13 protein-coding genes and 1 other annotated feature are annotated in these 15,859 nt (G+C 38.0%); of the genes, 4 read left to right on the forward strand and 9 right to left on the reverse strand.

The window, feature by feature from the left end:
- Positions 1-26 precede the first annotated feature (26 nt).
- Together NY607_RS08165 and NY607_RS08170 are read right to left on the reverse strand one after the other, a co-directional pair.
- Positions 27-962, reverse strand: coding sequence for a DUF4181 domain-containing protein (locus NY607_RS08165; RefSeq protein ID WP_259419436.1), 936 nt, complete (start codon positions 960-962; stop codon positions 27-29).
- Positions 949-1,470, reverse strand: coding sequence for a sigma-70 family RNA polymerase sigma factor (locus NY607_RS08170; protein ID WP_131521275.1), 522 nt, complete (start codon positions 1,468-1,470; stop codon positions 949-951). The genes NY607_RS08165 and NY607_RS08170 overlap by 14 nt, the downstream gene beginning before the upstream one ends.
- Before the next feature lie 348 nt (positions 1,471-1,818).
- On the opposite strand from NY607_RS08170, the gene NY607_RS08175 reads away from it, so the two are divergent.
- Complete coding sequence (locus NY607_RS08175) at positions 1,819-3,000, forward strand: NupC/NupG family nucleoside CNT transporter (RefSeq protein WP_131521274.1); 1,182 nt, start codon at positions 1,819-1,821, stop codon at positions 2,998-3,000.
- A 140-nt stretch (positions 3,001-3,140) separates the two neighbouring features.
- Here the strand turns inward: NY607_RS08175 and leuS are convergent, their stop codons facing one another.
- The 4 genes from leuS to NY607_RS08195 form a co-directional block, all read right to left on the reverse strand.
- Complete coding sequence (leuS, locus tag NY607_RS08180) at positions 3,141-5,558, reverse strand: leucine--tRNA ligase (protein ID WP_131521273.1); 2,418 nt, start codon at positions 5,556-5,558, stop codon at positions 3,141-3,143.
- Between the two features lie 86 nt (positions 5,559-5,644).
- Positions 5,645-5,855 (reverse strand) — a binding site (T-box leader).
- A gap of 65 nt (positions 5,856-5,920) precedes the next feature.
- A complete protein-coding gene (locus tag NY607_RS08185; RefSeq protein ID WP_131521272.1) occupies positions 5,921-7,663 on the reverse strand; it encodes a SulP family inorganic anion transporter in 1,743 nt (580 codons plus the stop codon).
- A 56-nt stretch (positions 7,664-7,719) separates the two neighbouring features.
- Positions 7,720-8,067, reverse strand: a complete 348-nt coding sequence (locus NY607_RS08190) for an ArsR/SmtB family transcription factor (protein WP_131521271.1) — start codon at positions 8,065-8,067, stop codon at positions 7,720-7,722.
- 147 nt (positions 8,068-8,214) lie between these two features.
- Entirely contained in the window at positions 8,215-9,393 is a 1,179-nt protein-coding gene (locus NY607_RS08195) for an MDR family MFS transporter (protein WP_048391096.1), read from the reverse strand.
- Between the two features lie 225 nt (positions 9,394-9,618).
- Between NY607_RS08195 and mnmL the strand changes: the two genes are divergently transcribed.
- Entirely contained in the window at positions 9,619-10,575 is a 957-nt protein-coding gene (gene mnmL / locus NY607_RS08200) for a tRNA modification radical SAM protein MnmL/YtqA (protein WP_048391094.1), read from the forward strand.
- Positions 10,572-11,150 carry a tRNA 5-(aminomethyl)-2-thiouridylate-methyltransferase MnmM gene (gene mnmM, locus NY607_RS08205; protein WP_131521270.1) on the forward strand — a complete coding sequence of 193 codons (579 nt, stop codon included), beginning with the start codon at positions 10,572-10,574 and terminating at the stop codon, positions 11,148-11,150. Before mnmL ends, mnmM begins: the two co-directional genes overlap by 4 nt.
- A gap of 61 nt (positions 11,151-11,211) precedes the next feature.
- Here mnmM and NY607_RS08210 read toward each other — a convergent pair whose 3' ends face one another.
- The gene (locus NY607_RS08210) at positions 11,212-12,720 is read right to left on the reverse strand and encodes an alanine/glycine:cation symporter family protein (protein ID WP_131521269.1); all 1,509 of its coding nucleotides are present in this window, start codon (positions 12,718-12,720) and stop codon (positions 11,212-11,214) included.
- Positions 12,721-12,846: 126 nt separating this feature from the next.
- Positions 12,847-13,653, reverse strand: coding sequence for an alpha/beta hydrolase (locus tag NY607_RS08215; protein WP_054549914.1), 807 nt, complete (start codon positions 13,651-13,653; stop codon positions 12,847-12,849).
- A 133-nt stretch (positions 13,654-13,786) separates the two neighbouring features.
- On the opposite strand from NY607_RS08215, the gene NY607_RS08220 reads away from it, so the two are divergent.
- On the forward strand, positions 13,787-14,299 hold the full coding sequence (locus tag NY607_RS08220; RefSeq protein WP_016994472.1) for a gamma carbonic anhydrase: 513 nt from the start codon (positions 13,787-13,789) through the stop codon (positions 14,297-14,299).
- 179 nt (positions 14,300-14,478) lie between these two features.
- On the opposite strand, the gene metK is transcribed toward NY607_RS08220, so the two are convergent.
- A complete protein-coding gene (metK, locus tag NY607_RS08225) occupies positions 14,479-15,675 on the reverse strand; it encodes a methionine adenosyltransferase (RefSeq protein WP_004225981.1) in 1,197 nt (398 codons plus the stop codon).
- Positions 15,676-15,859: the final 184 nt, after the last annotated feature.

Consider the following 15,859-nt stretch of genomic DNA (forward strand, 5'->3'; position numbering starts at 1 on the left):
TATTCGGGTTCAGGTTTATAAGTTATTTAACTGATATAAAATAAAAATAGGATTAGTACTAGCAAGCCAACAATGGCCGAACTAATGGAAAGATAATGTCTTTTTTCCTCTCGACCATAGTAATAGTCAATGAAAATAGAGCTGAAAAGGCTGACAGCCAAATATCCTCCAATGATAACAGTAAATAAAATCCACCCTTTAATTATGATCACCATGAGCATCATGGTATTCAAAATTTTAATAGCCCAAACAGCACGTCTATGATGACTATTGACATACTCCTTTGGTATAGTAAATTTTTTCCTCATTAGTTTATCGACAAGCATTTGGATAGCTATGAGAAAAACTAGCATAACGATTAAACCTGACATTCCAAATTTAGCATCTTCTTTGAGAGCAAGATCTAAATAAGCCTTGGCCAACTCTTTATTATCTACTTTATAAAATGAATTGCTGTCATAATCAACAATTCCGATATCCTCCTCGTTTATGAACATTTTCAGCTTCATAACCTGACCTTTTTCAAACTCTACCCAGACATCACGTTGTAATCTAAAAAAAATACGCTCATTCATTTGTGTCACTGTAGCTTGCTGTAATAGTTGTTGTAATAACTCCTTTTCTGAACTTTGCTCCATTACTCGTTGTCCAATGACCCACCCAGGTCTACCAGCCTTAAAGATCTCCTCATCTGAATTGTAAATCATTGTATATTTTTTTATAGATTGCTGCTGTGCTAATTGAACAATTGAAGCATGCTGCGTTTGCTCTATCTGCCCCAATGGACCGATTTCTATTATCAATAGAAACATGAAAATCGTGCCTATGATGATCAATGGGTAAGACCAGCGTCTTGTTTTTTTTGTTTGCCGCACTTGCCGTAAAATATCCTCCTGTAAGGATTTCGTAAATCGTGGTGCTTCGCCAAGTTCTTGATCCAATTTCTCTTTAAAAGTTGTCATTCATTAACACCTCCCACTTACTATTCGCTAATTTTTCCTGTAACATTTTCCTTGCTCGATGCAATCTGGTTTTAACTGTATTTTCTGCACATGTAAGAATATCTGCAATTTCTCTAATCTTTAATTCCTGATAATAATAAAGGATGACGACTTCTCTATAAGTAATAGGTAATTCAAATAAAGCATTTGTTAATGTTGTCCGTTCATCCTGTGCTAATAGCATCGTTTCAGGTGTTCGTTTACTTGCACCAATATGCAATTTTTCCAACAGTTGATGGCGTTTATTTTTCCAGCTTCGCAAATAATCATGACTTTTATGTACAGTTATTTTAACTAAATAGGTCTTTAGAGATGCTCTTTGTTCGAAGCGATCCTGCTGCCGATAATAAGAAAAAAAGACATCCTGGACTATTTCTTCTGCCATCGCCCAATCCTTTACATAAAGATAAGCCACTCGTAAGCAATATTCTCCGTGTTCTTCCATAATGGCCACCAAATGCTCACTCATCTAAACACCTCCTCTAAACATTCACCCTATAGTCGTAATCGGAACTTAGTTGGTTTCAAAAAAATCGAAAAAGTTTCGTTAACATGAAGGTCATAAAAAGAAAAAATCCTCACACAATAAGAGGGTATTTTTATGAATAGTAACTCCTAAAGAAATAGCCTACATTTTTAGAATGAATTTGTTTGTATGCCATGTTGCATACTTTTTTTCTATTATCTATTGAATAACTAGCAAAAAAACTGTTATAGTGAGATTGTTTGTCTGACGTCTGACTAATTAAGATCTTTAGCTGTTCTTCTGAAATTGGAACATCAGGACAAAATATCACAGATACTTATGGAGGAACTTATGAGATACTTAATATCCTTTTGTGGATTGTTACTTGTTTTTGCCTTAGCTTTATTAATGAGTAAAAACAAAAAAGAAATAAAATATAAATATATAGTGATTATGTTGATCATCCAATTTTTATTGGCAGCTTTACTACTTAATACAACGGTCGGCTATGTCCTAATCAAAGGAATCACCAAAGTGTTTGATCACTTATTGTCCTATGCAAATGCAGGTATATCATTTGTTTTTGGTGGCTTAGCAAATGAAGGAGAATCACCCTTCTTTTTAGCCGTTTTATTACCAATCGTCTTTATATCTGTTCTGATTGGGATCTTGCAGCATTTCAAAATTCTTCCTTTTCTAATGAGATGGGTAGGTTTATTTTTAAGTAAAGTAAGTGGTATGGGGAAATTGGAATCCTATAATGCTGTTGCCTCTGCTATGGTAGGCCAATCCGAAGTGTTCATAACTGTTAAAAAGCAATTAGATAAGATTGCACCACAACGTATGTATACATTATGCGCTTCTGCTATGTCGACTGTTTCGATGTCAGTAGTTGGCGCTTATATGACGATGATTGAGCCAAAGTATGTTGTTACGGCCATTGTATTAAACCTGTTTGGTGGATTTATTATTGTTTCCATTATTAATCCATATACTGTAGATGAAAAAGAAGATATCTTAACAATTGAAGATGAACATAAGCAAGCGTTCTTTCAAATGATTGGTGAATATATTATGGATGGCTTTAAAGTAGCCATCATTGTTGGGGCGATGCTTATTGGTTTCGTAGCATTAATGGATTTAATCAATTCATTATTCGATATAATTATCGGCATCTCTTTCCAAGAAATATTAGGCTATATCTTTGCGCCAATCGCTTTCCTAATGGGTATCCCATGGGCAGATGCTGTGGCAGCTGGCGGTATTATGGCAACCAAATTAGTAACAAACGAATTTGTTGCTATGATTAATCTTGGCGATGTTGCTGAGTCCATGAGTGAACGTACATTAGGTATTATTTCTGTATTCCTCGTATCTTTTGCCAACTTTTCATCAATCGGGATTATTTCGGGTGCTGTAAAAGGTTTGAATGAAAGGCAAGGGAATGTCGTTGCTCGATTTGGTTTAAAGTTGTTGTACGGCGCTACGCTCGTAAGTATCCTAACAGCTATTATTGTGGGATTGATTATTTAAATTGTATCTGGAACTATTTAATGAACTGCACTCAGTTAGATGGGTGCAGTCCTTATTTTATCGCTTAAGATTACTCCAAATTAAAAAATGTACATTACTAAAATTGAATTTAGTAATGTACATTTTTACTTTATATCTCTTTATTTTACGACAATATTGACAAGTTTGCCTGGAATAACGATGATTTTCACTAAGCTCTTTCCTGCCATGTATTCTTGAACCTTTTCATCGGCAAGTGCTACTTTTTCAATATCCTCTTTTGAAGCATCTTTTGCTACGACGATCTTAGCACGTACTTTACCAGCAACTTGTACAGCAATTTCTACTTCATCATCCACAAGCTTTGCTTCATCATATGTTGGCCATTGCTCATATGAAAGAGTGGAATCGTGTCCTAATAGTTGCCATAATTCTTCTGCAATATGCGGAGCGATTGGAGCTAGCATTTTCACAAAGCCTTCAGCATAAGTCGTTGGTATCACATCAGCTTTATAGCAATCATTAATAAAGACCATCATTTGTGAAATAGCTGTGTTAAAGCGGATGCCTTCATAATCCTCTGTCACTTTTTTCACTGTTTGGTGGTATGATTTTTCAAGTGATTGATCGTTAGACACTTGAATTTTTGCTGAAATTGCGCCGTCTTCTTCACTGACAAATAGACGCCAGATACGGTCTAAGAAGCGACGTGCTCCATCTAAACCATTTGTAGACCATGCAACAGAAGCCTCTAGTGGGCCCATGAACATTTCATATAAACGTAATGTATCGGCACCATGTGACGTAATGATTTCATCTGGATTGACAACATTGCCCTTAGATTTAGACATTTTCTCATTACCTTCACCTAGAATCATTCCCTGGTTAAATAACTTTTGGAATGGTTCTTTTGTATGGACAACGCCTAAATCATAGAGAACTTTATGCCAGAAGCGAGCGTATAGTAAATGTAATACAGCATGCTCCGCACCACCAATATAAATATCAACAGGTAACCAACGTTTTAGTAACTCTGGGTCTGCAATCGCCTCTGTATTTGTAGGGTCGATATAGCGTAGGAAGTACCAGCTCGAACCTGCCCACTGCGGCATTGTATTTGTTTCACGACGCCCTTTTTTACCTGTTTCTGGATCGACAACATTTACCCATTCTTCAATATTTGCTAATGGTGATTCACCAGTACCTGATGGACGGATATTATCTGTTTTTGGTAGCATTAGAGGTAATTCTGATTCTGGAACTGGCGTTATCGTGCCATCTTCCCAATGAATCATTGGAATTGGTTCACCCCAATAACGCTGACGGGAGAATAACCAGTCACGTAGACGGTAAGAAATTTTCTTCTCTCCCACACCCTTTTCCGCTAACCATTCAATGGCTTTCGCAATGCCATCTGCTTTATTTAAGCCATTCAGGAATTCAGAGTTAATATGTTGACCATCACCTGTAAATGCTTCTTTACTGATGTCTCCACCTTCAAGTACAGGAACGATGTCTAGGCCAAATTCAGTCGCGAATTCATAGTCACGCTCATCATGTGCTGGCACCGCCATAATAGCACCTGTACCATAAGACACTAACACATAGTCAGCAATCCAAATTGGCACTTTTTTACCGTTAATCGGATTCACTGCATAAGCGCCTGTAAATACGCCTGTTTTTTCTTTCGCTAAATCTGTACGCTCTAGGTCAGATTTCATTTTAACTTTCTCTAAATAAGTCTCAACAGCTTGGCGTTGGTCAGCTGTTGTTATTTGTTCCACTAATTTATGCTCTGGCGCAAGCACACAGTATGTAGCACCAAATAATGTATCAGGGCGCGTTGTGAAAACTGTGAAGTTTTGATCTGAACCGTCAATGGCAAATGTCACTTCTGCCCCTTCTGAACGGCCAATCCAATTGCGTTGCATATCTTTAATAGATTCAGGCCAATCAACTTCTTCTAGGTCATCGATTAAACGATCAGCATAGGCTGTAATTTTAAGCATCCATTGCTTCATTGGTCTGCGTTCTACTGGATGACCACCACGCTCTGATTTCCCATCAATTACTTCTTCGTTAGCTAATACCGTGCCAAGTGCTGGACACCAGTTAACAGCTACTTCATCCACATAGGCTAAACCTTTCTTATAAAGCTGGATAAAAATCCATTGTGTCCATTTATAATATTCTGGATCAGTTGTGTTAATTTCGCGATCCCAATCATAGCTGAAGCCTAGCTCTTGAATTTGACGTTTAAATGTTGCAATATTTTTAGCTGTAAATTCAGCTGGATCATTCCCTGTATCAAGTGCATATTGTTCTGCTGGTAAACCAAAAGCATCCCAGCCCATTGGATGAAGTACATTATAGCCTTGCATACGTTTAAAGCGCGATAGAATATCAGTTGCCGTATAGCCCTCTGGATGGCCTACATGAAGTCCTGCGCCTGATGGATATGGGAACATATCTAATGCATAAAATTTAGGCTTTGCTGTTTCATTTTCAGTTTTAAATGTTTTGTTATCAGCCCAGTATTGCTGCCACTTTTTTTCAATTTGTTCATGATTAAAACTCATTTTTTTTCCTCCTTCGATTGATCGTGCTGCTCTCCATTATAATTGACAAAATATTTAAAAAATAAAAAAACTCGCCCCTATCTTATAGAAGGGACGAGAGAATTTGTACTCCCGCGGTACCACCCAAATTAGTGATTACACTCGGCTCAAGCTTCCTTAACGCGGAAGAAACGACACACGCTGTTTCACGCGGGCAGACTCAGAAGGCGAGTTCAACTTGCATTCTTACTAGCTTCCACCAACCGCTAGCTCTCTAAAAAGAACCACAAATTTACTATTCCTCATCACAGTCTTTACATGATATTGCATTTATTCTAATGGAAAGTATTGAAAAGCACAAGCCTTTGTTTACAGCTTACCCATTACTGAACAATTAAATCCTTTTCTTCCTTAGACTTTGATAAATCCTTACATTCATGAAAAGCAAAATGCTGACAACCAATGCATTGATTGGCGTTCAAATAATGGAAAGCTTTTGTAATCGCTTCTCCTGTATGCTGAAAAAAATGTTGCGCGCCTATTTTATCGTAAAGACCATTGTGCTGAAGAGCACCCTTTAAATCACCTTGCACACCCGTTACCAAAATAGTACCGCCCTGTGCTTTATAATTTTCTATGATATTACTAAAATATGCTTCTCCAGTAGAATCCATAAAGGGCACTTTCCCCATCCGTAATATCAAAACTCTTGGTTGCTGATGCAGAGTACTTTCAATCGTTTGCTCAAACATTTGTGCAGCACCAAAAAACAACGGCCCTTCAATGGTGTACATACTAATTTGCGGGCAATCATGCTGCTGATGCACTACATGTGGCTGTACCTTTTCACTTTTATTTGAATGATCTGGAAGTACTTTTGTAACAACAAGCTTTTCACTCATGCGTTTCGCAAATAATAGCACAGCCAGCACAAGCCCAACCTCAACTGCTAACGTAAGACTAGTGAATACCGTTAATAAAAAGGTAATCAATAATACCAGTGAGTCGCCTGATTTTAATTTTGCGATATGTGAGAAATGATGTCGTTCACTCATATTCCAAGCTACGACCATCAGTACCGGAGCCATGCTTGCTAACGGAATATGAGATGCATATGGAGCTAATAACAATAATGTGATTAAAACAAACACACCATGAATGATACCCGACATAGGGGATACTGCTCCTGTTTTGATATTGGTCGCTGTGCGTGCAATAGCACCTGTTGCTGGAATACCACCGAATAAAGGCGTCACAATATTAGCAATTCCCTGACCAATTAACTCACGATTACTGTTATGCTTACTATTTGTCATCCCATCCGCCACAACTGCCGATAATAGAGACTCAATACCACCTAGCATTGCAATGACAAACGCTGGACCAATAAGTTGTTGTAATCGTTCGAGCGTGATGTTCGGTAAGGCGAAATGAGGTAATGTATTAGGAATTTGCCCATAGGCCGTTGCAATGGTAGCAACTTGTCCTGAAAAGAAGAAGGTTGCTATAAGTGTAGAGACAACGATACCCGCTAATGCTCCAGGAACCTTTGGAAAAAACTTTGGTGTTATCACGATTGTCACCAAGCATACCGCGGCAGTAAGAATACTATACGTATTTGTCGTATCAAGCTGCTTAATAATTTCCTGTATGTTGGCGATAAAATATTCATGCCTTTTAACATTTGTGAGCCCTAGAAAGTTAGCGATTTGACCTGTAAAAATAATCACTGCTATCCCTGCTGTAAAACCAACTGTTACAGGACGTGGAATAAACTTAATTAAAGTCCCTAACTTAAAAAAGCCCATGACACAAAGCAATACCCCTGCCATTAAACCCGCTAGTAATAAATCTTCATAGCCATAGGTAAGAACAATCCCCAATAGAATTGGCACAAACGCCCCCGTAGGCCCACCTATTTGATATTTGGAACCTCCAAAGAGAGAAATAAGAATACCTGCAATGCAAGCTGTATAAATCCCATATTCAGGTTTCACACCCGATGCTATGGCAAAGGACATGGCAAGTGGAATAGCAACGATTCCCACAATAATCCCTGACAATAAATCCTTCTTTACATGTTGAACTGAATATCCTTCAAAGCGTCCTGTAAACAGTGACTTCATAGATAAATCTTCCCTTCGAAATAATAAGCAAAGCTCAATTTGTCATCATCATTGATTTACTTATTCTCTTCGTCACCTTCATTACTCGTCATTTCCTCTAATCTAGAAATGGTATTAACCAAATGGTTATTAAAAATATCCTTTGCCACCCCAAGTAATGCACCAATCATTGGGTCACTTAAAGAATAGTAAACTTTTTTCCCTTCCTTCACGCCATAAACAATATTTTTAGCACGCAATACACTTAATTGCTGAGAAACAGCAGAACCCTCTTTCTCCAAGCAATCTTGAATCTCATTGACACTTTTCTGTCCATCTACAAGGAGTTCAAGTATTCGGATGCGTAACGGATGTGCTAATGCTTTGAAAAAATCCGCTTTAAACTGTTGTAAGCCCTCTTCCATAAAAAAACCCCTCCATATAACTACATATTCAAATATTTGAATATGTATGATTGTAATCCTGTCACAACATTTTTTCAATATCTGCTATAAAAAAAGAACAAAAACAAGTACTTAATACTCGTTTTTGCTCTTTTCAGTGCGACATTATTAATCTGCTACTATTTTGTTCTTCTTTAAAGGATAATCGTATGTTAAACATGGAATAATCGCCAATAGTACAATAACTACTAATGTTAAAACAAGAGGAATCATGCCAAATTGATCCACCATAATACCGCCAAATAGTGGACCAATCATCCGTCCTCCAGTGGCAGCACTATTGATAATGCCTTGATAGAACCCTTGTCGACCTTTTGGTGCCAGTTGATTAGCAATCGTTGGTAACGCTGGCGTATAAAACATTTCGCCAAATGTTAAGACAAGCATCGCTGCTCCAAACATTTTAAAATCGTTTGCAAAGGCAATAATACCAAAGGAAAGTGCAATCAGCGTTACACCAAATACTAACTGACGTTTTAAATTGTGTTCCCACCGCTTTACGAGCGGTGCAATGAGCGGTTGCCCAATGACAATTAGAAGACCGTTGATTGTCCAAAGTAAGCTATATTGCTTTAATCCCAATCCTAAATCTTGTGTATAAGATGAAATGGTTGCACTCCATTGAGAATATGCTAGCCAGCATAAAACGGAGGATGCACTAATTATTAACAAAGCATAGAAAGGTGCCTTGTTTACGATTCGCTTACTTTCGCTCAAGACATTTTTAGGTGCAATACTGCCCGCCTCCAAACGCTTAAATGTAAATAAGGCAATGAAAAAGAATAAAATATACATACCTAAATTCACTTTAAACACATAGTCAAATTGATAATCTGCCACTATACCGGCAAGGGCAGGACCTACGGCAACACCGACATTTTGTGCTAAATAGATAGTATTAAAAGCCTTACGTCCACCTTCTGGCCAGGCAGCCCCAGCTAAGGCAAACATACCTGGGAAAACAATACCCCCACTAAAGCCTAGTATCGTTAAAAACCACACATAATGTGGCCAACCGTGCCAAATTGTTAAGCCAATTAATGAAGCAATCGTTAACAGGATACCAAGCATAATAGCTTTATAGCCACCAATTCTATCAAATAAGTAACCACCTAATAGATTACCTAATACTCCAGCAGCAGAATTCAGCATTAAGACAAAACCAGCCATAGCTAAAGATTTGCCTAAATAATCATGCATATAAATGGCATTCAAAGGCCATAAAAAAGAGTTGCCTGTTGTGTTCACAAGCATTCCGATAATTAAAAACCAAACACGTTTTGGCATAGGATGACCTCCATTATTTCGCTTCTCTAAATAGTTAGTGTATGCTGAAATACTTAAAAGTACAAGGAAAATAATTTTACCTTTTTTACAAGACTTCTATCCTATTTTCAATCGTATTTAGTTTTGTTCCTTTCCATTTTTCTTTATCCAAATCATGATATTACCCTTACCCCATGACGGAACGAAATGCACATGATAGAATAGAGCGTTAGAGGAGTGAAATAAATGACAGAGACGAATTTTCCTTTTCCTTCAGAGGGGAAAAGATACTATACATGGAATCGCTATTTACGTGACCAATTTGGTCATAAAGTTTTTAAAGTGGCATTAGATGCAGGATTTGATTGCCCTAACCGCGACGGCACAGTTGCTTTCGGTGGCTGTACATTTTGCAGTGCTGCAGGTTCTGGTGATTTTGCTGGTAATAAGGTAGATCCAATTGATGTTCAATTTGCTGAAATCCGAGACAAAATGCACCAGAAATGGAAGGATGGCAAATACATGGCCTATTTCCAAGCCTACACAAATACACATGCCCCTTTGCCAGTTTTAAAAGAAAAATTTGAAGCAGCTTTAGCGCAAGAAGGTGTAGTAGGTCTTTCTATTGCTACTCGTCCTGACTGTTTACCTGATGATGTTGTCGAATATTTAGCAGAGCTAAATGAGCGGACGTATTTATGGATTGAGCTCGGTCTACAAACGGTGCATGAGAAAACGGCTAATCTTATTAATCGTGCCCATGATTATGCAACGTATGTGGAAGGCGTTGAAAAATTGCGTAAGCATGGCATTCGTGTTTGCTCACATATCATTAACGGATTGCCTCTCGAAGACTATGACATGATGATGGAAACGGCACGAGCAGTTGCACAATTAGATGTCCAAGGCATTAAAATCCACTTACTTCATCTATTAAAAGGAACGCCTATGGTGAAGCAATATGAAAAAGGTATGTTAGAATTTTTAGATCAAGATGTGTATACAAAACTAGTAGCAGACCAATTAGAAATTTTACCACCAGAGATGGTCATTCATCGTATTACAGGTGATGGACCGATTGATTTAATGATTGGACCCATGTGGAGTGTTAATAAATGGGAAGTACTGAATGGCATTGATGCTGAGCTTGAACGTCGAGGTAGTTGGCAAGGGAAGTTGTATAAGGCAGAGGTTATGAAATGATACTACAACGCGTTTTACAATATGCCCAGCAGTTATTAAAAGATAATATAAAAGAGGGAGATACAGTTGTGGATGCAACTGCTGGAAACGGCCATGACACATTGTTTCTGGCACAGCTTGTTGGGGATGAAGGGCAAGTTTATGCCTTTGATGTCCAAAAAGAGGCGGTTGACGCGACACTCCTCCGACTTTTAGATCATGGTTTAGAACATCGAGCACTCGTTTTAAATAAAGGGCATGAAGAAGTTACACAGTTTGTTCACAAGCCAGTAACTGCGGCAATCTTCAATCTCGGCTATTTACCTGGTAGCAACCATGATATTATTACAAGACCTAATACAACAATCCAAGCCATTGAGAATATATTAAAGCTCTTAAAAGTGGGCGGTTTGATTGTTCTTGTTATTTATCATGGTCATCCAGGTGGAAAAGAAGAGCGTGATAAGGTCATTGATTATGTAAGCCAACTGCCACAAAAATATGTTCATGTCTTAAAGTATGCATTTCTGAATCAACAAAATGATCCACCCTTCGTCATTGCATTAGAGAAAATGAAAGAATATCCTATTCAATAATGACATGCTAAAAGGCGATCAGCTAGTTTCTATCAAACTAGCTGATCGCCTTGCTCTTTATCTACTTGTTATTGCGTTTTTCATTATAGTCAACCCAGAAATCTGCACCTTTAATTCCTAGTTTACGAGGATCAAAGACTGGGTCTTTTCCTTCTTTTTTCTGTTTCTCGTAATCTTTTAATGCGATAATAGCTGGTTTCATGATAATTAAAATAGCTATAACGTTAATCCAAACCATCAAACCAAGACCTACATCTCCCATTGCCCATGCTAGACCAGACGTACGGATTGTACCATAAAAGGCTGCAACTAAAATGGCAATTTTCGCAATCCAAATGAATATCTTTTCTGTGCTACCTCTAAATAAATAAGCGACATTTGTCTCTGCAATATAGTAGTAAGCCATGATTGTTGTAAAGGCAAAGAAGAATAACGCAATGGCTACAAATGGAGCACCAAAGCCAGGTAATGATGAGTCAACTGCATATTGTGTATAGGCTGCACCCGCTTCAATACTTTTCGCAAAAGTCATTTGCTCATCACCAGCTAATCCACCACTATTGAATTCTCCAACATGAATAAATGGATCTGCTCCCTCAGCTGCCTTTTCATCTTGTACATTGTACATCCCCGTAAATAAAATCATAAATGCGGTAGCAGAACAAATTAATAATGTATCAATATACACAGATGCTGCTTGAACAATTCCTTGCTTAGCAGGATGTGATACTTCCGCAGCTGCCGCAGGGTGGGCCCCAGTTCCTTGACCAGCTTCATTGGAGTAAATTCCACGTTTAACACCCCAAGCAATCGCTGAACCAATAACCCCGCCAAAAATTTCTTGAGCACCAAATGCACTAGAAAAAATTAATCCGATAACCGTTGGTACTTGTGAAATATTCATAAAAATAATGATAATGGCCATAATGATATAGGCTAATGCCATAAACGGTACAATAATCTGGGCAGCGTTTGCAATTGATTTAATACCACCAATGATAATAGCACCTAGTAACACAACAATTATAAGTCCTGTGATCCATGTATCCAAACCGAAAGCGTTTTCAACAGCACCTGCGATGGCATTCGACTGCACACCAGGCATCAAAATTAACATTGCTATTAAAGCCGCCACAGCAAAAATAACTGCAAACCATTTTTGGCCCATTCCTTTTTCTATGTAAAAGGCCGGTCCACCACGATATTCTGTATCTTTCTCTTCTTTATAGATTTGAGCTAATGTTGACTCTACATACGCGGTAGCCGCACCTATGAAAGCGATTGCCCACATCCAAAAGACAGCACCAGGTCCTCCCATTCCAATCGCTGTCGCAGTACCAGCAATATTACCTGTACCTACACGTCCTGATAATGCGATAGACATTGCTTGGAATGAAGATATTCCCTTTTCTGACTTCTCCCCTTTAAACATTAAAACAAACATATCTTTAATGTGCCTTACTTGTAGGAACCTTGTAATAATTGAGAAAAATAACCCAATTAATAAGATGCCATAAATAAACCATGGTCCCCATAAAATACCATTCAACTTCTCTACAATTACATCCATTTTACCCCTCCAATTTGAATTACCTTACTTTAAGTCATTATAGTATTACACTTTTCTGAAAATTACAATATTATTTTTAAGTAACAATATTTAAGTAAGTAACCTAGTAAATGGAAGGGTATAAACCTATTTAATTATATAACCAATTCTTCGAAGAGCATTATTAATAAAATCTCGTATATACATAAAAATCTCTTCGCGCTCTCCCTCATGAAATAAATTATGATAACAATTTGCCCATTCTTTAAACTGAAATTCCGTGAATTCCTGTTGATGAAGCCAATTTCGAGTTTGGCGAGTGTCCGTAATTTTATCCTTCTCAGCTGTCATAATTAGCATTGGCATATTAGGCATTTCACCTTTAGGCAGCATCACTAAATTTTTCATCATCTGCTGAAGTTCTCGATACCATTTCACAGAAACAACAGACATGAGCGGTACATCATCTTTCATTTCTTCTCTGCCTTCAACACTACGCGTTAATTTCTCTAATGTAATATCATGTGTCAATTTAACATTGGCCGTTAACGCACTTAGACTTGTTAAAGCATTTGTTAATTTACCTGGTAATAGCTTTAGTTGCAACCAAGGTGATGTTAAAATAATGCCTGCACATTCATATTGTCTCTTTTGCAGTGTATGGAGGATTAATGTTGCACCTAGTCCATGCCCTATTACAAAGGTTGGTAAATTATATGAAAAAGCATTTTCAATCAGGTTTCTTGTATACTTATTGTACAATTTGAAGTCTTCATCATGGACTCGAGCAAACCTTGCATTACCCCCATGATTCGGTAAATCTCCCATGACTATGTGGAAGCCTTCTAATCTTAATTTCTCTATCAGCCATGCATACCAACGGTGATTTTCATAAGCACCATGAAGAATAGCAATCACAGCTTTTGCTTGTCCATCAGCTTCCCATTTCCACATTACATAGTCCTCCTAAAAAATAATTACACTTTGATTATATCGAAATAAATAGCACATTTTAATTTTATATTTCCATAAAGTTGCGTATTTGATACGATAATACTACATTATAGAAAGAAAAGAGGCGATTTTCATGATTTATCCATTTAAAGATAAAACGCCAAAGATCGATCCGTCTGTTTTCATTGCTGATTACGCAACTGTTACGGGCGACGTAACAATTGGCGCCGAAACAACCATTTGGTTTAATACGGTTATTCGTGGTGATGTTTCCCCAACGATTATTGGTAAACGTGTCAGTATCCAGGATCTTTGCTGTTTACACCAAAGCCCAAAATATCCGCTCATTATTGAAGATGAGGTAACAGTTGGACACCAAGTCACTTTACATAGTTGTACAATTCGCAAAAATGCCTTAATTGGTATGGGATCCATTATTTTAGACGGAGCTGAGATTGGAGAAGGTGCATTTATTGGAGCTGGAAGCCTAGTACCTCCTGGTAAAGTCATTCCTCCAAATAGTTTAGCATTAGGTCGTCCAGCAAAAGTTGTCCGAGAATTAAATGCTGAAGATAAAGAGGATATGGAACGCATCGTACGAGAATACGCAGAAAAAGGTCAATATTATAAATCACTTCAGAAATAAATAACCTACACAAAAAATCAATACTAACGAAAAAATCCCTCGCGTTTTCGTGTACCGAATATGTTCACGAATCCTAGCGAGGTATTTTTGTAAAAAAAACAAAAGGAGCAATGTTGCCCCTTTGCTTATTAATACATCAGAATAATTTTCTAATGACTTCATTACTTTAGTTCAATAGTTTATAAACGTGCTTTTTCTCGTAGCGCGTCTGCTTTATCAATTTGCTCCCATGGTACATTTAAATCTGTACGACCAAAATGTCCATACGCAGCAGTTTGTTTATAAATTGGACGACGAAGATCAAGCATTTTAATGATACCTGCTGGGCGTAGATCGAATAGCTCGCGTACCCATTCAACGATTTCGCTTTCTTTCACTCTACCTGTGCCAAATGTATCGACAGCAATGGAAACAGGCTGAGCAACGCCAATCGCATAGGCAAGTTGCACTTCAGCACGCTCTGCTAAGCCAGCTGCTACGATGTTTTTCGCTACATAACGTGCTGCATATGCCGCCGAACGGTCTACCTTGGTTGCATCCTTACCTGAGAAGGCACCACCACCGTGACGTGCATAACCACCGTATGTATCAACAATGATTTTACGCCCTGTTAATCCAGCATCACCTTTTGGCCCACCAATTACAAAACGGCCAGTTGGATTGATGAAGTATTTCGTATTAGCATCTAATAATTCACTCGGTACAACTGGTGCAATAACAAATTCTTTTAAATCTGCTTGAATTTGTTCAAGTGTTGCTTCTTCATCATGCTGTGTTGAAATAACAATTGTATCCACGCGAACCGGTACATTATTGTCATCATATTCAATCGTTACTTGCGTTTTACCATCAGGACGCAAATAGGCAAGTTCCCCTGATTTACGTACTTCTGTTAAACGGCGTGCTAATTTGTGTGCCAAGCTAATTGGTAATGGCATTAGCTCTGGTGTTTCATTACATGCATAGCCAAACATTAAGCCTTGGTCACCAGCACCAATTGCTTCTATGTCAGCATCTGTCATAGAGCCTTCACGTGCCTCTAATGCCTGATCAACACCTTGGGCAATATCAGGTGATTGTTCGCCAATTGCCACAAGCACCGCTAAGTTCTCTGCATCAAAGCCATATTTACCTCGTGTATAGCCAATTTCAGCTACAGTGTCACGAACAATACCTTTAATATCCACATAAGTAGAAGTAGTAATTTCTCCTGCTACTAATACTAATCCTGTTGTTACAGTTGTTTCACACGCTACACGTGCATTTGGATCTTCTGCTAAAATAGCATCTAAAATGGCATCCGAGATTTGGTCACAAATCTTATCTGGATGTCCTTCTGTTACACTCTCTGATGTAAACAGTCGACGGTTTGTCATTTGGTTTTCCTCCTAAATACTCTTACAATAAGTAGTTGTGTATGAATACGGTACTCATTACCCATGTCAAGTCCGCTCCTAAGGATTGAACTCTCAAGCCGTTACTGCTGCTTTTAACACGAGGATTTCGAAAGATCCGTCATTATAATAAGGAAAGAACTACATATACTTACCTTTACATTGA

The sequence above is a fragment of the Lysinibacillus sp. A4 genome (assembly GCF_024919535.1).
Classification (GTDB): domain Bacteria; phylum Bacillota; class Bacilli; order Bacillales_A; family Planococcaceae; genus Lysinibacillus; species Lysinibacillus capsici.